Source organism: Citrobacter sp. Cpo074, assembly GCF_030332745.1.
GTDB classification, from domain to species: Bacteria; Pseudomonadota; Gammaproteobacteria; order Enterobacterales; family Enterobacteriaceae; genus Citrobacter; species Citrobacter portucalensis.
In genome coordinates, this window is record NZ_JAOWHG010000011.1 from 34,460 (window position 1) to 56,015 (window position 21,556).

Annotated in this window: 22 protein-coding genes; 10 read left to right on the top strand and 12 right to left on the bottom strand. The window is 52.9% G+C overall.

Annotated features, from left to right (window positions below):
* Positions 1-2 precede the first annotated feature (2 nt).
* The gene (fdnG, locus tag OGX83_RS00225) at positions 3-3,053 is read right to left on the bottom strand and encodes a formate dehydrogenase-N subunit alpha (protein WP_100247862.1); all 3,051 of its coding nucleotides are present in this window, start codon (positions 3,051-3,053) and stop codon (positions 3-5) included.
* A 194-nt stretch (positions 3,054-3,247) separates the two neighbouring features.
* Here fdnG and fdhD point away from each other — a divergent pair, with 194 nt between their 5' ends.
* Complete coding sequence (gene fdhD, locus OGX83_RS00230) at positions 3,248-4,084, top strand: formate dehydrogenase accessory sulfurtransferase FdhD (protein ID WP_071992584.1); 837 nt, start codon at positions 3,248-3,250, stop codon at positions 4,082-4,084.
* Here the strand turns inward: fdhD and OGX83_RS00235 are convergent.
* A complete protein-coding gene (locus OGX83_RS00235; RefSeq protein ID WP_032945569.1) occupies positions 4,051-4,557 on the bottom strand; it encodes a YgjV family protein in 507 nt (168 codons plus the stop codon). The two genes, fdhD and OGX83_RS00235, sit on opposite strands and share 34 nt — an antisense overlap.
* 58 nt (positions 4,558-4,615) lie before the next feature.
* Positions 4,616-5,137 carry a Crp/Fnr family transcriptional regulator gene (locus OGX83_RS00240; RefSeq protein ID WP_100271687.1) on the bottom strand — a complete coding sequence of 174 codons (522 nt, stop codon included), beginning with the start codon at positions 5,135-5,137 and terminating at the stop codon, positions 4,616-4,618.
* A 129-nt stretch (positions 5,138-5,266) separates the two neighbouring features.
* On the opposite strand from OGX83_RS00240, the gene OGX83_RS00245 reads away from it, so the two are divergent.
* Positions 5,267-5,479 carry a YdgH/BhsA/McbA family protein gene (locus OGX83_RS00245; RefSeq protein WP_003825262.1) on the top strand — a complete coding sequence of 71 codons (213 nt, stop codon included), beginning with the start codon at positions 5,267-5,269 and terminating at the stop codon, positions 5,477-5,479.
* A gap of 42 nt (positions 5,480-5,521) precedes the next feature.
* Here the strand turns inward: OGX83_RS00245 and OGX83_RS00250 are convergent, their stop codons facing one another.
* On the bottom strand, positions 5,522-5,845 hold the full coding sequence (locus tag OGX83_RS00250) for an AzlD domain-containing protein (protein ID WP_003825260.1): 324 nt from the start codon (positions 5,843-5,845) through the stop codon (positions 5,522-5,524).
* Positions 5,845-6,504: an AzlC family ABC transporter permease gene (locus OGX83_RS00255; protein ID WP_003825259.1), complete on the bottom strand. Its 660-nt coding sequence runs from the start codon at positions 6,502-6,504 to the stop codon at positions 5,845-5,847. Before OGX83_RS00255 ends, OGX83_RS00250 begins: the two co-directional genes overlap by 1 nt.
* A gap of 101 nt (positions 6,505-6,605) precedes the next feature.
* Here OGX83_RS00255 and OGX83_RS00260 point away from each other — a divergent pair, with 101 nt between their 5' ends.
* Entirely contained in the window at positions 6,606-7,154 is a 549-nt protein-coding gene (locus tag OGX83_RS00260; protein WP_286587210.1) for a helix-turn-helix domain-containing protein, read from the top strand.
* Between the two features lie 83 nt (positions 7,155-7,237).
* Here OGX83_RS00260 and rhaM read toward each other — a convergent pair whose 3' ends face one another.
* The 5 genes from rhaM to rhaB all read right to left on the bottom strand — a co-directional run bounded on the left by rhaM (position 7,238) and on the right by rhaB (position 12,471).
* On the bottom strand, positions 7,238-7,552 hold the full coding sequence (gene rhaM / locus OGX83_RS00265; protein WP_003825253.1) for an L-rhamnose mutarotase: 315 nt from the start codon (positions 7,550-7,552) through the stop codon (positions 7,238-7,240).
* Entirely contained in the window at positions 7,549-8,697 is a 1,149-nt protein-coding gene (gene fucO / locus OGX83_RS00270) for a lactaldehyde reductase (protein ID WP_286587211.1), read from the bottom strand. The genes rhaM and fucO overlap by 4 nt, the downstream gene beginning before the upstream one ends.
* Positions 8,698-8,771: 74 nt before the next feature.
* Complete coding sequence (rhaD, locus tag OGX83_RS00275) at positions 8,772-9,599, bottom strand: rhamnulose-1-phosphate aldolase (protein WP_008787010.1); 828 nt, start codon at positions 9,597-9,599, stop codon at positions 8,772-8,774.
* Positions 9,600-9,745: 146 nt separating this feature from the next.
* The gene (rhaA, locus tag OGX83_RS00280; RefSeq protein ID WP_008787011.1) at positions 9,746-11,005 is read right to left on the bottom strand and encodes an L-rhamnose isomerase; all 1,260 of its coding nucleotides are present in this window, start codon (positions 11,003-11,005) and stop codon (positions 9,746-9,748) included.
* Complete coding sequence (gene rhaB / locus OGX83_RS00285; RefSeq protein WP_270423513.1) at positions 11,002-12,471, bottom strand: rhamnulokinase; 1,470 nt, start codon at positions 12,469-12,471, stop codon at positions 11,002-11,004. The genes rhaA and rhaB overlap by 4 nt, the downstream gene beginning before the upstream one ends.
* A gap of 303 nt (positions 12,472-12,774) precedes the next feature.
* On the opposite strand from rhaB, the gene rhaS reads away from it, so the two are divergent.
* Positions 12,775-13,623, top strand: a complete 849-nt coding sequence (rhaS, locus tag OGX83_RS00290) for an HTH-type transcriptional activator RhaS (protein WP_008787013.1) — start codon at positions 12,775-12,777, stop codon at positions 13,621-13,623.
* A gap of 147 nt (positions 13,624-13,770) precedes the next feature.
* A complete protein-coding gene (gene rhaR, locus OGX83_RS00295) occupies positions 13,771-14,619 on the top strand; it encodes an HTH-type transcriptional activator RhaR (RefSeq protein WP_048215191.1) in 849 nt (282 codons plus the stop codon).
* Here the strand turns inward: rhaR and rhaT are convergent.
* Positions 14,616-15,650, bottom strand: a complete 1,035-nt coding sequence (rhaT, locus tag OGX83_RS00300) for an L-rhamnose/proton symporter RhaT (RefSeq protein ID WP_003825242.1) — start codon at positions 15,648-15,650, stop codon at positions 14,616-14,618. The genes rhaR and rhaT overlap by 4 nt on opposite strands.
* Before the next feature lie 289 nt (positions 15,651-15,939).
* Between rhaT and sodA the strand changes: the two genes are divergently transcribed.
* Positions 15,940-16,560: a superoxide dismutase [Mn] gene (gene sodA / locus OGX83_RS00305; RefSeq protein WP_003825239.1), complete on the top strand. Its 621-nt coding sequence runs from the start codon at positions 15,940-15,942 to the stop codon at positions 16,558-16,560.
* 233 nt (positions 16,561-16,793) lie between these two features.
* Positions 16,794-17,777, top strand: coding sequence for a 2-keto-3-deoxygluconate transporter (gene kdgT, locus OGX83_RS00310; protein WP_020996114.1), 984 nt, complete (start codon positions 16,794-16,796; stop codon positions 17,775-17,777).
* 41 nt (positions 17,778-17,818) lie between these two features.
* Here kdgT and OGX83_RS00315 read toward each other — a convergent pair whose 3' ends face one another.
* Positions 17,819-18,715 carry a dihydrodipicolinate synthase family protein gene (locus OGX83_RS00315; protein WP_286587212.1) on the bottom strand — a complete coding sequence of 299 codons (897 nt, stop codon included), beginning with the start codon at positions 18,713-18,715 and terminating at the stop codon, positions 17,819-17,821.
* A 152-nt stretch (positions 18,716-18,867) separates the two neighbouring features.
* On the opposite strand from OGX83_RS00315, the gene yiiM reads away from it, so the two are divergent.
* The 3 genes from yiiM to OGX83_RS00330 all read left to right on the top strand — a co-directional run bounded on the left by yiiM (position 18,868) and on the right by OGX83_RS00330 (position 21,436).
* Complete coding sequence (gene yiiM / locus OGX83_RS00320; protein ID WP_128317275.1) at positions 18,868-19,542, top strand: 6-hydroxyaminopurine reductase; 675 nt, start codon at positions 18,868-18,870, stop codon at positions 19,540-19,542.
* 227 nt (positions 19,543-19,769) lie between these two features.
* Positions 19,770-20,474, top strand: coding sequence for a GntR family transcriptional regulator (locus OGX83_RS00325; protein WP_128612238.1), 705 nt, complete (start codon positions 19,770-19,772; stop codon positions 20,472-20,474).
* Between the two features lie 8 nt (positions 20,475-20,482).
* Complete coding sequence (locus OGX83_RS00330; protein WP_020996111.1) at positions 20,483-21,436, top strand: sugar phosphate isomerase/epimerase family protein; 954 nt, start codon at positions 20,483-20,485, stop codon at positions 21,434-21,436.
* The last annotated feature ends 120 nt before the right edge of the window (positions 21,437-21,556 follow it).

The following is a 21,556-nucleotide window of genomic DNA, read 5'->3' on the forward strand; positions in this document are numbered from 1 at the left end:
CGTTACACCTTTTCCACGTTCACGAGGAAGGACTTAAATTCCGGCGTCTGCGTGTTCGCATCACCGACGAATGGCGTTAACGTGTTAGCGATAAAGCCTTTTTTCGCCACACCTTCGTAGCCCCAGTGAATCGGAATACCGATAGTGTCGATATCCTTACCGTTAGCCTTCAGCGTGCGAATACGTTTGGTCACCACAGCCTTGGCCTTAATGTAGCCGCGATTAGAGGAAACTTTGACGGTATCGCCGTGGGAGATACCGAGCTTATTCGCCAGCTTCTCGCCAATTTCCACAAACTGTTCCGGCTGAGCGATGGCATTCAGCAGCGCATGCTTGGTCCAGTAGTGGAAGTGCTCGGTCAGACGGTAGGTTGTACCGACGTACGGGAACTTATCTGCTTTACCCAGTGCTTCTTCGTCACCTTTAAAGATGCGCGCGGCAGGGTTAGAGATAACGTTCGGGTGCAGTGGGTTAGTCCCCAGCGGTGTTTCAAACGGCTCGTAGTGTTCCGGGAACGGACCTTCCGCCATCTTATCGATAGCAAACAGGCGTCCCATCCCTTCCGGCTGCATGATGAACGGCCCTACGTTGCTGCCAGGTGCGGCGGCACTGTAGTCCGGAATATCCATCCCGCTCCACTTCGCCCCATCCCATTTCAGGATCTGACGTTTTGGATCCCACGGATTCCCCTGCGGATCAGCGGAGGCGCGGTTATACAGAATGCGTCGGTTAAGCGGCCATGCCCAGGCCCAGCCCAGCGTATTACCAAGGCCTGACGGGTCGGCGTTATCGCGACGTGCCATCTGGTTGCCTTCCGGCGTCCAGCTACCGGCAAAAATCCAGCAGCCGCTGGAGGTCGTGCCATCGTCACGCAGTTGGGCGAACGAGCTAAGCTGTTGGCCTTTCTTGACGATAACCGCACCGGTTGCCGGGTCGGTAATGTCGGCCAGCGCTTTACCGTTACTCTCCATCGCCACTTCTTCCGAAGCTGGTTCGTGCGGGGTGGAGTAGTTCCAGGTCATGCTCAGCACCTGTTCCGGGTTCGCGCCACCTTGCTCGGCATACATCTTGCGCAGACGCAGGAAGATACCGGCGAGGATTTCGCCATCGGTAACGGCAATCCCCGGGGCGTCCGCGCCTTTCCAGTGCCACTGCAGCCAGCGACCGGAGTTAACGATAGAACCGTTCTCTTCGGCGAAGCAGGTGGACGGCAGACGGAATACTTCGGTCTGGATTTTCGACGGATCAACATCGTTTGACTCACCGTGGTTCTGCCAGAAAGTGGAGGTCTCGGTGTTGAGCGGGTCGATAGTGACCAGGAACTTCAGTTTGGACAGTGAAGCCACAACTTTGTTTTTGTTCGGGAATGACGCGACCGGGTTAAAGCCCTGGCAGATATAGCCATTCACTTTGCCCTGATTCATCATCTCGAAGTACTGCAGGACGTCGTACCCTTTATCCCACTTCGGCAGCCAGTCGAAGCCCCAGCTGTTTTCCGCTGTCGCTTTATCGCCAAAGAAGGCTTTCATCATCGAAACGAAGAATTTCGGGTAGTTGCCCCAGTAGTTCACCTGACCTTCCAGCAACGGTTTTGGCGTGTTGGCTGCAAGGTAGGTTTGCAGGTCAGTTTGTTTCTCGCTTGGCAGCGTCATATAGCCTGGCAGGCTTTGTGACAGCAGGCCTAAGTCGGTCAGGCCCTGAATGTTGGAGTGACCGCGCAGGGCGTTAACACCGCCGCCTGCCATCCCCATGTTGCCAAGCAGCAACTGGATCATCGCCATGGTACGGATGTTCTGCGCACCCACGGAGTGTTGTGTCCAGCCCAGGGCGTACAGGAACGACGCGGTTTTATCTTTGGCGCTGGTTTCTGCGATGTACTCACAGACCTTCAGGAAGTCGGCCTTTGGTGTACCGCAGATGTTTTCTACGACGTCTGGCGTGTAGCGGGAGACGTGCTGTTTCAGCAGGTTCCATACGCAGCGCGGATGTTGCAGGGTGACGTCGCGTTTGGCGAAGCCTTTTTCATCCAGCTCGTAGTTCCAACTGGTTTTGTCATACTTGCGTTTGTCCGCGTCGTAGCCGGTGAACAGGCCATCTTCGAAACCGTAATCCTCACGCACGATCAGGCTGGCGTTGGTATAGGCCTCAGTGTATTCGCGGTTAAATTTTTCGTTGTTCAGCAGGTACAGCAAAACGCCTGACAGGAAAGCAATGTCAGTACCGGAACGAATTGGCGCATAGAAATCAGCCACCGCAGCGGTTCGCGTAAAGCGTGGATCGATAACAATCAGCTTCGCGCCGTTGTGAATTTTGGCTTCCATCGCCCAGCGGAATCCGACCGGGTGAGCTTCAGCGGCGTTACCGCCCATCACCACGACGAGGTTGGCGTTTTTAATGTCGACCCAGTGGTTGGTCATCGCACCGCGACCAAATGTTGGAGCAAGACTTGCTACCGTTGGTCCGTGTCAGACGCGTGCCTGGTTGTCGACCGCGAGCATACCGAGCGCGCGGGAGAATTTTTGCGTTAAATAGCCGGTTTCGTTACTGGAAGCGGAAGCACACAGCATTCCGGTGGAAAGCCAGCGGTTAACGGTTACGCCTTCAGCGTTTTGTGCAACGTAGTTAGCGTCGCGGTCTTCTTTCATCAGCTTAGCGATGCGGTCAAATGCCTCATCCCAGCTAATCTGTTGCCACTTATCTGAGCCTGGTGCGCGATATTCCGGGAATTTCAGGCGGCTTTCGGAGTGGATGAAGTCCACAAGTCCTGCCCCTTTCGGGCACAGCGCGCCGCGGTTCACCGGGTGATCCGGGTCCCCTTCAATATGGAAGATGGATGCTTTGGCGTTTTTTGCGCCGTCACCGAGACTGTACATTAACAGTCCACAGCCAACGGAACAGTAGGTGCAGGTGTTACGGGTTTCGCGGGTGCGCAGCAGTTTATATTGCCGTGTTTCCGCGAGCGCTACGCCGGGTGCAAAGCCCAGTGCCGCTGCCGTGGTGCCTGCCATACCGCCAGCGCAGATCTTAAAGAACTGCCTTCTGCTGACCTGCATGGTTCGCTCCTTGTTTCGACATTGTCACGTTCCCTTCGCTTTTCTATAACGCGAACGCGAGGGAAGTGGTTGTTATTTTTCTTTGCGGACGGGACCGCAAAGGTCCAGAATTGGGTGAATTTCCCTCCGTCCAGGAGGGGTTTGTAAAGAATACCACAATGTTGGTATGTGTGTTCCAATATGGTTAAAAGAAAGTGAATAAGATTATTCAAGAAAACATCAAGAATGTGACATCTCCGACAGGATCTCGTCAGTTGACCCTCTGGAAACGCGAGGATTTGCAACATCCTCAGCCTGATGAGGTAGCTGAAGAAGTGCCTGTAGCGCTGGTATACAACGGGATTTCACACGTGGTGATGATGGCATCACCGAAAGATCTTGAGCATTTCGCGATGGGTTTTTCACTTTCTGAAGGCATTATTGAGTCCCCGCAGGATATCTACGGAATGGACGTAGTGCCTTCCTGCAACGGATTGGAAGTGCAGGTTGAACTGTCCAGCCGTCGCTTTATGGGGCTGAAGGAGCGTCGTCGCGCGCTGGCCGGTCGCACCGGTTGCGGCGTTTGTGGCGTGGAGCAGCTCAATGACATTGGCAAGCCGGTCCAGCCGCTGCCGTTTACCCAGACATTCGATCTGGCGAATCTTGATAACGCTTTACGACATCTCAACGATTTTCAACCCGTGGGGCAACTGACAGGCTGCACGCACGCGGCTGCCTGGGTACAGCCGTCAGGTCATCTGGCGGGCGGGCATGAAGATGTTGGACGTCATGTTGCGTTGGATAAACTGCTGGGACGACGTGCAATCGAAGGGGAAACCTGGCAACAGGGCGCGGTATTAGTCTCCAGCCGCGCCAGTTATGAGATGGTGCAGAAGTCGGCGATGTGCGGTGTGGAGATTCTGTTTGCTGTTTCTGCGGCGACAACGCTCGCCGTGGAAGTTGCCGAACGTTGTAACCTGACGCTGGTGGGTTTTTGCAAACCGGGCAGGGCGACGATCTATACGCATCCGCAACGTCTGGTCGCGCTGTGACGCCACCAGGCGGCCAGAATACTGCCGGAAAATGCCAGTTCCATGATTACGGCAACTGGCGAGCCAACAATCACATTGTTCAGCAGCCAGCACAGGCTGCCACACAAGGTGTATCCCCGTAATTTTCCGCTGCGTTTTTGAAATGACGCAAAGGTCATCAGCAGGCTTCCCATCAGCGGCAAAATACTCGACAGATTTTGCCAAAGATAAATGCTACACAGCAGCGACCCCAGCATAAATCCCCACATCACCCAGCGGTGAAAGGTGACGATGGCCGTCGCATAGCGGCATGCGGCAATGATCATTAACCCAGCCGCAGCGTGTTGATCCAAAAGATAGAAATGGATAGCTAACAGAGACGTAGAACTGGTGAGCAGCGTTAAAGTGATAGCCCGGCGTTGAAAATGAAAAGCGGAAATATCCAGTAAGAAGCTGATGCCAGCCAGCATCTGAGAAAGAAGAAATGCGTTCATTGTGGTCGTCATTTATTAAAGAGTGACGGGACAATAATCGACGCATCACCGTAAGGCGTTAACCTTTGTTAAGACGCTGGCGAATACGGGACAGGCTAACGGGGGTAATGCCGATATAGCTGGCAAGATCGCGCTGGGTGAGCTGTGACTCCCAGTCCGGGAAGTGTGTTTGTACGTACTGATAGCGTTGCTCTGGGGTATTGAGCAGCAGCATTTGCTCTTTTTTCTCTTTGTAGATCAATTGCTGGACCAGTAGCTGAGTCTTAATATCCTGATTTTCCGGTGCATCCAGCAAAGCTAAGGGGATTTCAGTGGTTTCTCCAGCGGCGATCATTTGCAGACTGTAATCGGCAGGGGTGTTAGTTAGCCAGTTCAGGTACAGAAAGCAGTATTCCCCGGCAAAGTAGAACTCTTTAACCCTTTCAACGCCGTTGTCCGCGTGATAAACCGCGCGAGCCACACCATGATGTAAAAGATGAATTTTACTTTGTGGTTCACCCTGACGAAGTAACCAATTACCCGCCGGTTGCGTTTTTCTACGGCTGCCAGCAAGCCATTGTGATTCCTGATTACGTAACATCTTATATCTCAAATAATTTGAATAAGACTGGCAAATCCTTCCGCTTTCAGTTGTTCGGGTATCAGCCTATTATTTATCACATCAAGGCACGGTGCCTTACTCAAACAACTAAGTTAAAGGGTTTATATTATGAAAAGCATCAAAACTTTTGTCGCAGTTATCGCTCTGGCTACTTCTTTTGGTTCTTTCGCTGCTCAGACAGTGACCGCAACCGGTTCTACGCTGGAAAGCGCTGAAGCAAAAATCGCCGCTCAGGCTGAACGTGCGGGCGCCAGCGATTACAAAATCACTCAGGCATACACCGGTAACCGCGTGCACATGACCGCCGAACTGCTGAAATAAGATACCTTAGTACTGTCGAAAGAGCGCCCTTGAGGCGCTTTTTTAGTTTATACCCGCCATTCGCAGCAATGCGGTCACCACTGCGGCAGCGACGATCACCACGATTAGCGGCATCTTGCGCCAGGCGAGAAATACCGCAAAAGCCACGCCCAGCACGCGCGCCATGCCAGCGAAGTGTTCACCTTCGTAAAAGGTGGTCGCCAGCGCAACGGAGAACAGTAATACCGTTGCGGCGTCGGAAAGCAGCGCCTGCGAGCGTTCCGAGAACGCTAATCGGCTCCCAAGCTTCGCTCCTCCTAAACGCATTAAATACGTTCCCAGAGATAACATGGCGATACCGACGATAAACAGCGTCATGTTGCCCATTATTTTTTCCTCGTCAGTAAGCCAAACAGTGAGAGCAAAACAGGTAAACCGACCGGCGCAAAGGGGATGGCGGCAAGCGACAACCCGGCGCCGCTACAGGCGCGAATCAGCGTGGTGCGGTTTTTAAAGGCCGGGACCACTAAGGCTAATAAAATTGCAGGGAAGACGGCATCCAGACCGATGGTTTCCGGGGCGGGGAGCAGTTTGCCGACGCCCGCGCCGATCAGTGTGCCAACAGGCCAGAAAATCGCGACGCCCAGACCGCACAGCCAGAAGGCGGCTTTACGTTGTTCGGGCGTTTTTTGCGACAGGCCAAAGACTACGCTTTCGTCGTTCATGATATGACAGCCGAGGAAACTCGCAGCCCGGGAGCCCACCAGATCGCGCACCGTGACGCCAAACGGCACGTGTCGGGCGTTGACCAGTAAACCGGCAGCCGCCGCCGCCAGTGGGTTACCGCCGCTGGCGACGATACCGATAAACATAAACTCGGACGCACCCGCCAGTACCGTAATCGAAAGCACAAACGGTACCCACAGCGGGAAGCCGTAGGCCATCGCCAGCGAGCCGTATGACATGCCGACTACGCCGACGGCCAGACAGACCAAAAATATTGCTTTTATCGTGTCGCCTTTGAGACTGGAAAAATAATGTTTCATACCGTTTTAGCCATATCGAACGAATTTCCATTATAATGAACGCGACCAGTTAATATTACAAGTCGAACGAATCGTTCGATATAGAGAACATGGAGTCGTGAATGACCCAGCCCATCAGTATGATCGCGAAAAGCCTTGTGCGTGAACGTCAGCGCACCGGTTTGTCATTGGCAGAGATTGCCCGTCGCGCAGGGATTGCAAAATCGACACTCTCGCAATTGGAAGCGGGCAATGGCAATCCTAGCCTGGAAACGCTCTGGTCGCTGTGTGTGGCGTTGGATATTCCCTTTGCTCGCCTGCTGGAGCCGCAGGAACAAAAAACGCAGGTGATTCGCAGCGGCGAAGGAACAAAGGTGGTGGCTGAGCAGGCCCACTACCAGGCCATTTTACTGGCCGCCTGCCCGCCGGGGGCGCGGCGGGATATCTATCTGCTGCTGACACAGCCGGGCGCGGATCGTATTTCACAGCCGCATCCACCGGGATCGGTTGAACACATCATCGTGACGCAGGGTAAGGCGATGGTAGGATTGACGGAAGCGCCGGAGGAGTTAGGTGAGGGGGACTATATTTGTTACCCCGCCGATCGGGCGCATATTTTTAAAGCGCTGGAGCCTGACACTCAGGCGATTCTGGTTTCTGAGCAAAATTGAATTGCCGGATGGCGCTATCGCTTATCCGACCTACAAAAAATAAAACCGTAGGCCCGGTAAGCTTGCGCCACCGGGCATATAACTTACTGCAAATAAAACACTTCTTTTAGCTCTGCGCTAACCGGGCTGTTGTCCGGGTTTGCTGGCATTACGTCACGCATATGCTTCCACCAACGTTGGCAAACGTCGGTGCTGGCAACGGCATTCCAGCGTTCTTCGGACTCAATCTCAACGGTGGCGAACAGCAGATTGCGCGCCTGATCGAGATAAATCGCGTAGTGATGGGCGCCGTGCTCTTTCAGCACCGCTTCCAGCTCTGGCCAGATGGGATTGTGCCGACGTTGATATTCAACGTGCGCGTCGGCATTCACCTGCATCACAAAGGCCTTGCGGATCATAACGCCTCCAGATACAGCTCACGGACCTCGTCGCGGCTGGCGGTGCGCGGGTTGCACGGCGCACACGGATCGGCCAACGCTTTATCCAGCCAGCCTTCAATATCCTCTTTCGTCACGCCAAGGGAACTAAAGCCCGCAGGAATACCGACACGCTTGCTGAGTGCACGAATCGCGTTGATGGCCTCCATACTTGCCGCTTCATCGCTCATGTCACGGGTATCGACGCTCATCGCCTGCGCCACGCGGGCAAAGCGCGCTACGGCGTTCGGACGGTTAAAGTTTTCGATTACCGGCAGCAGGATGGCGTTGCAGACGCCGTGTGGCAGATTATGGGTTGCGCCCGGCTGGTGCGCCAGCGCATGCACTAGACCCAGACCAGCGCTGTTAAATGCCATCCCCGCCAGATACTGACCAAATGCCATTTGTTCACGGGCTTCGAGGTTATGACCGTCGTCGACCGCTTTTGGTAGCCACAGGTTGATCAGGCGAATCGCTTCCAGTGCGTTAGCGTCGGTGAGCGGATGTGCACCGACGGAAACATAGGCTTCCACCGCGTGGGTCAGGGCGTCCATACCGGTTGCGGCGGTGACGGAGGCCGGGATTTCCAGCATGACGCTGGCATCATCCACGGCGATATCCGGGATGATATTCGGGTCGATGATCACCTCTTTAACCTTACGGGCAGAGTCGATAATGACCGCGTTGCTGGTCATCTCTGCTGCCGTACCGGCGGTAGTGTTGATGGCGACCAGCGGGACGCCAGCATTTTTCACTTTACCCACGCCGGAGTAAGCGGTAGAAGGGCCAGGGTTGGCTGTCAGGATTTTTACCGCTTTGGCGGTATCGATCGGGCTGCCGCCACCGAAGGCGATGATGTAGTCACATTCTGCGTTCTGATAGGCCGCAAAACCTTTTTGTACCAGCTCTTCTGTCGGGTTCGGGAATACTTCATCAAACAGGTGGTAAGACATTTGATGTTTATCCAGCGCGGCAAACAGGCTATCCAGCAGGCCCAGTTTTACCAGTTGACCATCGGTGACGATCAGCGCTTTGCCCCATTGTTTATTCGCCACGAGATTCACCATATCGGCAATCGCGCCGGCGCCATGCAGGCTAATTTTTGGCAGTGCCAACATAAAGCTCATCACTATTCTCCTTAATAATAAAATCCTGTAGGCCGGATAAGGCGAAGCCGCATCCGGCGTTGAGTTGGGAGGTATCAGTACAGCTCTATGGCGCTTGCCAGCGGCGTAACACCAAAGCGTTTGCCAAGTGCGACCAGCTCTTCACGTGAGATGGTCTGCTTCATACCGCCCATCGAAAAGATTTTGACCAGAACTTCGGCTGATTTCTCTGCGGTATCTATCAAACCGAACGCTTCGTCGAGGGTAGGTCCGCTTCCGAACACGCCGTGGAACGGCCAAAGTACCAGCGAGTGTTTCTGCATTTCCTCGGCGGTAGCCTGACCAATTTCATCTGTACCCGGCACCATCCACGGCAGAATGCCAACGCCATCCGGGAACACCACCAGGCACTCGGTGCTGCCTTCCCACAGCTTGCGGGTAATCAGCGCTGTGTTGTTTTCCAGTACGTAGGTCAGAGCGATCAGGTTGGTGGCATGGCAGTGCATGATCACGCGGTCTTTACCGTTCGTCGCTTTAATGCGTTCGCAGTGAGAGAGGAAGTGAGCCGGCAGTTCAGAGGTCGGCACGGCCTCGTGGGTCAGGCCCCAGAGGATGTGGTAGCCCGCACCGTCGCTGTCTATTTGTACCACGCCCAAGTTTGCCGCGGGATCGAGCTGGACGTTACGGAAAAACTTACCGGAACCGGTGACGATAAACGGTGTGTTTGCCAGCAGCGGCATCGGCTGACTTAGCGCAATATAGCGTGGTTTTTCGTGGAAATCGGCGCTAAACGGCGCAATATCTGCTTCATCAAGACGCAGCGTCAGGTTGCCGCCATTACGCTCGTCCCAGCCTTTCAGCCACGCATCAGAAGTGGCTTTGATCATCCCCTGGACGAACCAGGAAGTCGTAATTTTTTGCATGTTCGGTGTTCCTGTTTATTGCCCGAACGTTATCGGGTCTTACGTAGGCCGGATAAGCGAAGCGCCATCCGGCAATCGTGTTTCATTTATTATTGCCGGATGGCGACGTGGGGCGTCTTATCCGGCCTACAAGCCTGGCGTCACGGTTAGCTACGTTTGCTCAAAATCTCTTTTTCATAAGCGCGCACGCTGTCCAGCCACTGGCTGCCCGCAGGCGTGTCGTGGCGCTGGCAATACATCTCCCAGACGGCCTGCCACGGCAGCGATTTTTGCTCTTCCAGCAGGGCCAGACGTGCGGTGTAGTCGCCGCTGGCTTCGAGCTGACGCAGTTGCTCGGTGGGTTCTAACAGCGCGCGCAGCAGGGCTTTTTTCATATTGCGGGTGCCGATCACCCACGCGGCGATGCGGTTAATGGAGGCGTCGAAGAAGTCGAGGCCAATGTGTACGCGGTCGAACAGGTTGTGGCGAACGATCTCGCTGGCAATCGCCTGAGTTTCATCATCCAGCAGCACCACGTGATCGCTGTCCCAGCGCACCGGACGGCTGACGTGCAGCAGCAGGCGTGGTACATACAGCATGGCGGCGGAAATTTTGTCGGAGATCACTTCAGTCGGATGGAAGTGGCCCGCATCCAGACACAGTGCGGTCTGGCGGCTGGTGGCGTAACCCATGTAGAACTCGTTAGAGCCCACGGTGTAGCTTTCCGCACCGATGCCAAACAGCTTGCTTTCGACGGCATCGATATGGTGCGCCGGGTCGAGTTTCTCGCTGATCACTTCGTCCAGTGCGTCCAGCAGACGCTGGCGCGGCGCTAAACGGTCAACGGTGATGTCTTTCATGCCATCCGGGATCCAGATGTTCATCACCGATGGTGTACCCAACTGCTCGCCAAAATACGCCGAGACGCGACGGCTGGCTTTGCAGTGATCGATCCAAAACTGGCGAATGGTGTCGTCGGCGTGCGCCAGCGTGAAACCGTCGGCGCTCAGCGGGTGTGAGAAGCAGGATGGGTTGAAATCCAGCCCTAACTGGTTCGCTTTCGCCCACTCCACCCAGTTTTTAAAGTGCTCAGGTTTGATTTGGTCGCGGGCAACCGGCGTATCAGATTCCAGATAGATCGCGTGCAAATTCAGACGTTTTGGACCAGGAATCAGGCTCAGCGCCTGCTCCAGATCGGCCCGCAGTTCGGTGGCGTTACGCGCTTTACCCGGATAGTTACCGGTAGCCTGAATACCGCCAGTGAGCGAGCCTTCCGGATTTTCGAAACCGGCGACATCATCGCCCTGCCAGCAGTGCATGGAGACCGGCAGACGATCGAGCTGGCGTAAGGCCGCCTCGACATCAATGCCTACCGCGGCGAAACGCAGTTTTGCCAGTTCCCAGGCTTGTTCAAGTTGAGTGGTCATGCGCAAAGCTCCTTTGTCTGTCGTAGTGATTGAAACTGCGCCTGGTAGCGGGCAATTTCACTTTCAGGATTGGGAATGAAGGTGGTCAGTTCGTAGTTGGCGCGCACCACCTGACGGAAATCATCGACGTTGTTCAGCTCGTCCAGCGTCATCAGTTGGATGCCAATATTGCCGAGCGTGGAAGCCTCAATCGGCCCGGACATCACGCGAATACCGCAGGCATCCGCACATAGCTGGTTCAGTAAGGTGTTCTGGCAGCCGCCACCGACAATGTGCAGTTGGCTAAATGCTGCACCACGCAGTTGTGCCAGTTCTTGCAGGATGTCGGCGTACAGCAACGCCAGGCTGTCGAAGATACAGCGCGCCAGTTCGGCGTTTTGCAGGGGAACGGGTTGGCCTGATTCACGGCATGCTGCCTGAATTTCTGCACTCATATCGTCGGGGTTGATAAAGCGATCGTCGTTCGGGTTTATCAGGAACTGGCAGGCCGGCAGCGCTTGCGTTTGGCTGATAAGTGTTGGCAGGTCGGTAATCTGGTGCTCTTTTAATACGCGCTGGAGCAGCCACAGCCCCATAATATTTTTCAGGACACGGTAGCGTCCTTCCGCGCCGCCTTCGTTGGTAATATTCGCCGCCAGCGCCGCATCGTTGGTATACGGTGTTCTGCTCTCAAAGCCCATCAGCGACCAGGTCCCGGAAGAGAGATAGGCGCTGTTTTTGTCGGCCAGCGGAGAAGCAATGACCGCGCTGGCCGTGTCGTGACTGGCGACGGCGACAACCGGAATTTGGTTTTTCTGTGGGCAAATCCAGTGGCCGATCACGTTCCCTGGATGCGTCGGGCGACCAAACCAGGCTTTGTCTGCCCCGGTCCATGCCAGCAGTGTGTCATCCCAGTCGTCGGTATTGATATTGACGAGCTGGGTGGTGGTGGCGTTGGTGTATTCCCAGTTCATTTTGCCGGTCAGGCGAAAGCTGAAGTAGTCGGGGATCAGCAGGGCATGGGCCACCTGCGGGAGCAGTTCTGGCTGCTGTTCAACCAGCGCACGCAGTTGATACAGGGTGTTAAAGGGCAGAAACTGAATGCCGCTACGGCGGTAAATTTCACCTTTACCCGGCTGCTCCATCGCCTGCGCCATAATGCCGGTCGTGCGGCTGTCACGGTAAGAGACCGGCAGACCGACACGTTGACCGATGTTATCGATCAGAACGTAATCCACGCCCCAGGTATCAATGCCGATGCTGTCTATCCGAATGCCTTCATCGCAGACTTTTTTCAGGCCAAGACGAATATCGTTTTCCAGGCTGTCGATGTCCCAGGTGTCAAAACCGTCTGTTTTTTGCAGGCAGTTCATGAAGCGGTGGATTTCACGTAGCGTCAGGGAGCGGTGTTCACTGTCGTAACGCGCCAGCATTACGCGCCCACTGGATGCGCCGAGATCGACTGCGACACAATGGCGAAAAGTCATAGCGAGGTCCTTCTGAGTTTTATTGCACTCAGTCTAAGAACCCCAGATAACGCGTACCTTCTTGACAGTGACAGCCACAATTAGCAGCTGGCAACATGGCAAAGGTGAACGTGACGCTGTTCACAATTTCTATTAATAGGACCTGTTTTAGCGGATGTGACGCCTTCCGCAATTCGCGATCTTTCCCGCCATTTCTTGAAGAATTGACCGTGTTTACGCACTTTGGCGTCAAAAATTTAAGGTGAGGGTGATAACCCTTAATTACTATTCAGCCATGTTCATTTGATCGGGAAGGATGTCATCATGACGGTATTGCATTGCGTGGATTTTTTTCCGACAGGTAAAGCGCCAGTGGCTATTGAACCGCGGCTTCCTCAACCTGCGTTTCCAGAGCATCATCATGATTTTCATGAAATTGTTGTGGTCGAACATGGAACGGGGATCCATGTGTTCAATGGGCAGCCTTACACCATCAGCGGCGGTACAGTGTGTTTCGTTCGCGATCATGACCGGCATTTATATGAACATACTGACAATCTGTGCCTGACCAATGTGTTGTATCGCTCCCCGGATGCGTTTCAATTTCTGGCTGGGCTGAATCAGCTTTTACCTCAGGAACAGAACGGGCAGTATCCCTCCCACTGGCGGGTGAATCAGGGGGTGTTGCAGCAGGTTCGACAACTGGTGGGGCAGATGGAAGCGCTCGGTGAGGGGATGGATACACCAACGGCGGCAAACCGCGAGATCCTGTTTATGCAGCTGCTGGTGCTGCTGCGTAAAAGCAGCCTGATGGAAGCAGCGACCGATAACGACGCGCGGCTTAACCTCCTGATGGCGTGGCTGGAAGATAACTTTGCCGACGAGGTGTGTTGGGAGGCGCTGGCCGAGAAGTTTTCCCTCTCTTTGCGCACTCTGCATCGCCAGCTCAAACAGCAAACCGGATTGACGCCGCAGCGCTACCTTAACCGCTTGCGGCTGATCAAGGCCCGGCATCTGCTTCGCCACAGTGATGACAGTGTGACAGACATCGCTTATCTCTGCGGATTCGGCGACAGTAACCACTTTTCGACGCTTTTTCGTCGTGAGTTCAAGTGGTCACCACGCGATATTCGTCAGGGGCGCGATCTCGTTGTGGCAAGCCGCCTCCAGTAACGCGAAAGCTATCAACGTTTTTTACCGCCGAATCTCAGATAATCATGTCCCTTAACGCCGGATGGTGGCTACGCCTTATCCGGCCTACGTGTCACGTAATCTGTAGGTCGGATAAGGCGTAGCCGCCATCCGACAGGGAATATTGTGATGGCGAATCATCTGGTCCTTCTGAAATCAGACTTCTTTGCGCATGAGCAGCAGGCTGTGGCCGTGGCTGACCGTTATCCGCAGGATGTCTTTGCTGAGCATACCCACGAGTTTTGCGAGCTGGTCATGGTCTGGCGCGGTAATGGTCTGCATGTCCTTAACGATCGCCCGTACCGGATAACCCGTGGCGATCTGTTTTACATTCGCGCCGAAGATAAACACTCCTACACCTCCGTGAACGACCTGGTGTTGCAAAATATCATCTACTGCCCGGAGCGGTTGACGCTGAATGTTGACTGGCAAGGGGCGATCCCCGGATTTGACGGTACGCCGAGGCAGCCGCATTGGCGACTCGGCAGCGTTGGCATGAGCCAGGTCCGACAGGTGATAAGCCAGCTTGAACATGAAAGTAATCAACGTGATGCACAGGCTTTTACCATGGCTGAGCTGCTGTTCGGGCAGCTGGTGACACACCTTAAGCGGCATCGTTATGCCACGGATACGCTCCCGGCGACCTCCAGTGAAACGCTGCTGGATAAACTGATCACCGCGTTAGCCGGTAGCCATGAGCATGCGTTTGAACTGGATACGTTTTGCGAGCGCGAACAATGCAGCGAGCGCGTTTTGCGCCAGCAGTTTCGCAGCCAGACCGGGATGACCATCAACCAGTATCTCCGCCAGGTGCGGGTTTGCCATGCGCAGTATCTGCTCAAACATAGTCGGTTGATGATTAGCGAGATTTCCATGCGCTGCGGCTTTGAGGACAGTAACTACTTTTCGGTGGTATTTACGCGGGAAACCGGGATGACGCCGAGCCAGTGGCGTCATCTCAGTACTCAGCATGCTTAGCTGGCCATTCCCAGACCGACAATGTTTGCCGCGACAATGATCACTACGCAGCCGAGGCTTAGCACGCTGACCGGACGACGACCCGCGTTTTTCCACTCTTTCAATACCAGACCGACAATCCCGCCGCACAGAACATAGAAGCTCATGTGCAGCATCCAGCTTACATAGTCATACTGCGCCGGAATACGTGCGTGGCCCCAGGCGTAGAAGAAGAATTGCAGATACCACATCAAGCCACCAAGCGCAGAGAGCAGCACGTTGGTGATAATCAGCGGTTTGGCTAACGAGAAGTCGGCTTTTATCGACAAGTTCTTCACTTTTGCCAGACGAATGAAGCAGAAGCCCAGGTTAACAAGCGCGCCACCGCCCATAATGACCACATAGCTAGGCAGGGCGACATACAGCGGATCGACGCCCAACGCGGCGGCGGCATCGTGCATCGGTTTCGCCGCGTTCATCGCAAAGGACATCCCGGCGGAGAAAATACCGCACATGACGGCCAGAACCAGACCTTTTTTCAGGTTGAAATCTTCCGCTTTGATGCCCATTTTGCGTTCTTTTAACTGACCGGCACGGGTAACAATACCCACGCCAATCAGCGCGACCAGTACGCCAAGCAGCGTCATGCGGCCACCAGAGGTATTGATCAGTACATCAAAATTGCCGTTGATAATCGGGGTCATCAGCGTGCCGACAATCAGCGTAATACCTATCGCAATCCCGATACCCATCGACATACCGAGATAGCGCATGGTCAGGCCATAGTTGATATTGCCAATCCCCCACATTGCACCAAACAGAAATACCGGCGCCAGCGTGGAGAGGCTGAAGGAGCTGAAGTAGGCCCAGAAATCGGGAAGTAACATGGCGCTGATGGTCCACGGCAGGATTATCCAGGAGACGATCCCGCCAACCGACCACATCGTTTCCCATGACCAATGTTTGACTTGCTTGAACGGGGCATAGAAACAGGCGGCACTGGCTGCCCCTATCAAATGCCAAAAGATACCCATCGTAATCGCGTTACTCATGACTTAATCCTCGTTATTTTTTATCGTCGGTAATGACCCCTCCGACCTAACGAGTTTAAAAATTACGCAGGTGGTTAACCTTTTGACGATTGCCGCCCTTTTGCGCATGTTGGCAATTATCACGTTAAGTGGGTGATTCGGCTCACATCTTTAACAATGGGTTTGATTCATTAAGACCCTGTAAAAAGTACGGCATTGATAATCATTTTCAATATCATTTAATTAACTATAATGACCCAACTGCTTACGCGGCGTTAACACTGGCCGCCCGACAATACTGGAGATGATTATGAGTTATACACTGCCATCCCTGCCGTACGCTTATGATGCCCTTGAACCGCACTTCGATAAGCAGACGATGGAAATTCACCACACCAAACACCACCAGGCTTACGTAAACAACGCCAACGCTGCGCTGGAAAGCCTGCCTGAATTCGCCAGCCTGTCCGTTGAAGAGCTGATCACCAAACTGGATCAACTGCCAGCAGACAAGAAAACCGTACTGCGTAACAACGCGGGCGGTCACGCTAACCACAGCCTGTTCTGGAAAGGCCTGAAAACCGGTACTACGCTGCAGGGCGACCTGAAAGCGGCTATCGAACGTGACTTCGGCTCCGTTGACAACTTCAAAGCTGAATTTGAAAAAGCAGCGGCAACCCGCTTTGGCTCCGGCTGGGCGTGGCTGGTTCTGAAAGGTGACAAACTGGCTGTTGTTTCCACCGCCAACCAGGATTCCCCGCTGATGGGTGAAGCTATCTCTGGCGCTTCCGGTTTCCCAATCGTGGGCCTGGACGTTTGGGAACACGCTTACTACCTGAAATTCCAGAACCGTCGTCCGGACTACATCAAAGAGTTCTGGAACGTCGTGAACTGGGACGAAGCTGCCGCGCGTTTCGCAGCAAAAAAATAAGTTCTACGCTTTAACAAAGCCCTGCAAGCGATGCTTGTGGGGTTTTTTTGTGATCAAACTCAATATAAAAACAATGATCCACTTAAATTGAAACAAGGTTTTATTATGCGAGTGGGATCACTTTTATAGTCTCTATGAATGTCTATCTTCTTTTCATCAAGACGGGCGCATCTCAAAGCAAGATGCAATCGCCCATAAAAATTGCCCCATTTTTATGTCTACAGGTGATGGAAATGCAGATCAAACGTACGATAGAGAAAATCCCAGGCGGTATGATGCTGGTGCCGCTTTTCCTGGGCGCGTTGTGTCATACCTTTTCCCCCGGCGCCGGGAAATATTTCGGTTCTTTTACCAACGGTATGATCACCGGTACCGTGCCTATCCTGGCAGTCTGGTTCTTTTGCATGGGGGCGTCGATCAAGCTAAGCGCCACCGGCACCGTGCTGCGTAAATCAGGTACGTTAGTCATCACCAAGATTCTGGTGGCGTGGGTGGTTGCAGCGATTGCTTCACGCATTCTGCCGGAACATGGTGTAGAGGTTGGATTCTTCGCAGGGTTGTCTACGCTGGCGCTGGTGGCCGCGATGGATATGACCAACGGCGGGCTGTATGCCTCGATTATGCAGCAGTACGGCACCAAAGAAGAGGCCGGGGCGTTTGTCCTGATGTCGCTGGAGTCTGGCCCGCTGATGACCATGGTGATTCTGGGAACCGCCGGGATCGCGTCGTTTGAACCACACGTATTTGTTGGTGCGGTATTGCCGTTCCTGATTGGCTTTGCGCTGGGGAATCTGGACCCTGAACTGCGGGAGTTCTTCAGCAAAGCGGTGCAGACGCTGATCCCGTTCTTTGCCTTCGCATTAGGTAACACCATTGATTTGAGCGTGATTGCGCAGACCGGCGTGCTGGGTATTCTGCTGGGCGTGGCGGTGATTATCATCACTGGTATTCCATTGATTATCGCCGATAAACTGATTGGTGGTGGCGATGGTACGGCGGGGATTGCCGCTTCCAGTTCTGCGGGGGCGGCGGTTGCTACGCCTGTGCTGATTGCTGAAATGGTTCCGGCATTTAAACCGATGGCACCGGCAGCAACTTCCCTGGTCGCCACGTCGGTGATTGTGACCTCCATTCTGGTGCCGATTATCACGTCTATCTGGTCGAAAAGGGCCAAAGCAAGGGCGGCAGAAATTGATATTCGTGGCACCGTGAAGTAAGTCTCTTAAGCCGGATGGTCTGCACCATCCGGCTTAATTATTTACCCTTTGACGACAAACACCTCATCGATTGTTCGACACTCACTCTCGTTCAACTCTCCACCGGCATTACGTGACACGCTGGTACAATAGCCAAACTTACGCGATACCACGGTTTTGATGGTGGTGACAAAATCTTCGCCGATGGCATAGATGGACATGTAGGTGCCAATCTGGTCCTGAATATCGCGAAGCGCTGCCAGGTCGCCCTGTTTGAACGCTTCCCGCGCGCTGACAAACAGTTCCGGCATGACGTTGTTCAACCCTGAAATAATCCCCGCGCCACCTGCTAACAGGTTGGGAATGTAGTATTCGTCATAGCCGGACAGCACGGCAAAATCCTCCCGCACGGCGCGGGTGGTCTGAATCATACTGCGGGTATGGGACTGGCAGTCGACGGTGTCTTTAATGCCAGCGAAATTCGGGAACTCGGCGGCGAGGGTGGCTACCAGTTCGGGGGTTAAATCGCAGCCGGTGCGTGCCGGGAAGTTATAAGCAAACCATTTGCCGCTGAGTGTCTGCCCCAACTGACGGAAGTAGCTCAGCAGCTGTTTCGCCGTTTGTCCGTAGTAGTAGGGCGGCAGGATCATCACGGCATCGTAACCTGAGCGATACGCTTCCTGCGCCATCAATAAAACATCATTCTGGCAGGTGGATGAGACGTTGGCGACCATCTTTAGCGAGCTCATTGCGCGGGCCTCGCGGATCAGCAGCAGCCTTTCTTCGAGCGTAAAGGAGGCAAATTCCCCGATGCTGCCCATCAGCAAAATCACGTCGATTTTGGCCTCGGTAAGGCGTTTGAGATGCAGGCTTAGACCGTTGAGATCGATCTTGCCATCATTGTCCATTGGCGTAATGGAAGGACACCAGACGCCAGCAAATTGCGATTGACCAGTCACGTTGTCGACTCCTTATTTGAAATGATGTTTCAAAACTAGATTACATTGATAGCATGTGTCCCTAAGTTTCATGTGAACCGTTCTCTCATTTTGAGCGACTGGGGTAAAATAAATGTGGTGTAATGGGGGAAATTTATCGGGAGAGGGAACAGATGCGATATCCGGTCGATGTTTTTACAGGCAAAGTTCGGGACTACACGGGAAGCCGTCCTAGCGCGATTGCTAAAGTCCAGATTGACGGTGAGCTGATGCTGACCGAACTGGGGCTGACGGGGGATGAACAGGCGGAAACGAAAATTCACGGCGGGCCGGATCGCGCGCTGTGTCACTATCCGCGTGAGCACTACCAGCACTGGAGACAAGCATTTCCGGAGCAGGCGGAGCTATTTGTCGCGCCTGCGTTTGGTGAGAACCTCTCTACTGAGGGGCTAACTGAAGAGAATGTGTATATTGGCGACATTTTCCAGTGGGGAGAGGCGCTGATTCAAGTCACGCAGCCGCGCTCGCCATGCTTTAAGCTGAATTTCCATTTTGGCATCAGCGATATGGCCAGCCAGATGCAGGATGCGGGTAAGACAGGCTGGCTGTGCAGCGTCATCGCGCCTGGTCAGGTGTCAGCAGACGCGCCGTTGATCCTGGCGTCACGCGTGAGCGACGTCAGCGTACAGGAGGCAATTGCTATCGCCTGGCATATGCCGTTTGATGATTCGCAATATCATCGTTTACTGTCGGCTGCCGGGTTATCAAAAAGCTGGACCAGAACGATGCAAAAGCGCCGTTTAAGCGGCAAGATCGAAGACAATTCCCGCCGTTTGTGGGGAAAATAAACCTACCTTCATCTGGCAATTAAATCAGGTGGCGACACCTGATTTACCTCTCCCCCGTGGTTCATCCCCTGCGTACCAAACCGGGCAAAAACCTGACGATCATAGTTTGCTTCAAAGCCATTCTTGATACCTGGCCCACAAAAAGAAACTCTGCGTTGAAAAAAAACTTGAGTATTTCCTGCACTCAAATATCTTAGCTTAAAATTGGTTTAAACCAGATGAGAGAAATGAAAAAGAAAAACAATGTTGATGTGCTCAGGGAGCGCTTTGAAAGCTGGTTAAACGAGAAGAATTTACCAGCGGGGTCCAAATTGCCTTCGGAAAGGGAGTTATGTGAGCTGCTGGATGCAAAGCGTATGACCTTACGTCAGGTTCTGATTGAGCTTGAGATCGATGCGCGTATTTTCCGTAAGAACCGCAGTGGTTGGTTTATTTCGTCGAAGCGATTTATTTATAACCCTAAATCACTTTCCAGCTTCAATGCTGAAGCCTGTGCTCAGGGACGTAAGCCTTTTTGGGATTATTTAACCAAAGAAACCATTGATACAGTCCCACACCATGTTGAGGATGTTTTTCTCTCTTCGGGCGATCGTTATTTAGTTACCGGTTGGTGCGGTCTTGATTCACATAAAGTGTTTTACCATGAATCCTATATTGATGCCGATGTTGCGCCAGGATTCATTAATAAATTGGGCAATCAGTCTTTTGCCAGCGTCTGGGAAGATGCATTTGGCCATGTTTTAAATATCAAAGAAATGGTTTTTAAACCGGTCAATATGCCAGAAGTGGCCTGCAAAGAACTGGGTGTTGCGCCTAATACGTATGGAATTTTAGTAGAAAAACATCGGGCTACCCGAGATAAAAAAGTGGTTCAGGTTGATTTCGAATACTGGCGACTTGAATCAGTGGAACTTGTTATTCGCGATGAATGAGAAAAATAATGGGAAAATGTAACCAAGAACTTCTTGCGGAACGCGCGAGAAATATACCGCTGTACCTACATGCTTATGCTTTTCATCTGAATATGCGTTACGAGAGAGTCCTGCCGGGGGATCTTCTGGATATTGCGCATCAGCAAAAATTGAAGGGTGTAAAAATACATGTTGAGGATGGTGAATCCCAATCACTGCAGAAACTGAACGATCAGCAGCTACACGATTTTAAAGAGAAGGCCAAAAAATATAATCTGGATGTGCATATCGAAACGAGCGCATCGGATAAGGCGACATTGACGGATGCCATCCGTATTGCTGTTGCTACTGGTGCAACTTCAGTGCGTTTCTACCCGCGTTATGAAGGGCATCTCAACGATGTTATGGCGAAGATTGCCAATGATATTGCATGGCTGTCTCAGTATGACGATTGCGGACTAAGCTTTACTATCGAACAGCATGAAGATCTGCAAGGCCATGAGCTGGTGACGCTGGTTAACAATAGCGGGATGAAAAATCTCTCTATTCTGTTTGATTTTGGCAACATGATTAATGCCAATGAGCAGCCGCTTTCTGCGTTAGAGGTTATGTCTCCATTAATCACCCAGGTGCATATCAAAGACGCTAAAATTATTAAAGAAGGTAAAGGCTGGGGGCATGAGGCTTGTCGTTCAGGACACGGCGATTTACCCATGGAAGAGATGCTTAAGGCATTATTACTTTTAGGTGAAGATAAACCGCAAGTACATGCTTTTGGCCTGGAAGAAGAAGTTGAATATTATGCCCCTGCATTTCGCTTCGACGATGAGGGTGATAATCCATGGATCCCATGGCGCGATGCAAGTTATACGCCGCTGCCTGACAGCAACATGATTGATGCGCGATTGGCGCAGGAAAAAGAACATGCTCTTGCCCAAATAAAATACATTCGTGATATATGTGACAAGTTTATAGGCAATTAATTAGTTTTCTTAAAATATTATTAAATGCGGAAAGGATTATGAAAATAATCCCCTGGCTTTATTAATTATACAATTTAATTTAGATATTTCTCTCAACAAGCAATGAGGGTTTAATCATGT

Coding starts and splice junctions, on each gene's coding strand:
- OGX83_RS00235 (WP_032945569.1), bottom strand. CDS start 4,557: ATGAACGCATTTCTTCTTTCTCAGATGCTGGCTGGCATCAGCTTCTTA.
- OGX83_RS00240 (WP_100271687.1), bottom strand. CDS start 5,137: ATGTTACGTAATCAGGAATCACAATGGCTTGCTGGCAGCCGTAGAAAA.
- OGX83_RS00245 (WP_003825262.1), top strand. CDS start 5,267: ATGAAAAGCATCAAAACTTTTGTCGCAGTTATCGCTCTGGCTACTTCT.
- OGX83_RS00250 (WP_003825260.1), bottom strand. CDS start 5,845: ATGGGCAACATGACGCTGTTTATCGTCGGTATCGCCATGTTATCTCTG.
- OGX83_RS00255 (WP_003825259.1), bottom strand. CDS start 6,504: ATGAAACATTATTTTTCCAGTCTCAAAGGCGACACGATAAAAGCAATA.
- OGX83_RS00260 (WP_286587210.1), top strand. CDS start 6,606: ATGACCCAGCCCATCAGTATGATCGCGAAAAGCCTTGTGCGTGAACGT.
- rhaM (WP_003825253.1), bottom strand. CDS start 7,552: ATGATCCGCAAGGCCTTTGTGATGCAGGTGAATGCCGACGCGCACGTT.
- fucO (WP_286587211.1), bottom strand. CDS start 8,697: ATGAGCTTTATGTTGGCACTGCCAAAAATTAGCCTGCATGGCGCCGGC.
- rhaD (WP_008787010.1), bottom strand. CDS start 9,599: ATGCAAAAAATTACGACTTCCTGGTTCGTCCAGGGGATGATCAAAGCC.
- rhaA (WP_008787011.1), bottom strand. CDS start 11,005: ATGACCACTCAACTTGAACAAGCCTGGGAACTGGCAAAACTGCGTTTC.
- rhaB (WP_270423513.1), bottom strand. CDS start 12,471: ATGACTTTTCGCCATTGTGTCGCAGTCGATCTCGGCGCATCCAGTGGG.
- rhaS (WP_008787013.1), top strand. CDS start 12,775: ATGACGGTATTGCATTGCGTGGATTTTTTTCCGACAGGTAAAGCGCCA.
- rhaR (WP_048215191.1), top strand. CDS start 13,771: ATGGCGAATCATCTGGTCCTTCTGAAATCAGACTTCTTTGCGCATGAG.
- rhaT (WP_003825242.1), bottom strand. CDS start 15,650: ATGAGTAACGCGATTACGATGGGTATCTTTTGGCATTTGATAGGGGCA.
- sodA (WP_003825239.1), top strand. CDS start 15,940: ATGAGTTATACACTGCCATCCCTGCCGTACGCTTATGATGCCCTTGAA.
- kdgT (WP_020996114.1), top strand. CDS start 16,794: ATGCAGATCAAACGTACGATAGAGAAAATCCCAGGCGGTATGATGCTG.
- yiiM (WP_128317275.1), top strand. CDS start 18,868: ATGCGATATCCGGTCGATGTTTTTACAGGCAAAGTTCGGGACTACACG.
- OGX83_RS00325 (WP_128612238.1), top strand. CDS start 19,770: ATGAAAAAGAAAAACAATGTTGATGTGCTCAGGGAGCGCTTTGAAAGC.
- OGX83_RS00330 (WP_020996111.1), top strand. CDS start 20,483: ATGGGAAAATGTAACCAAGAACTTCTTGCGGAACGCGCGAGAAATATA.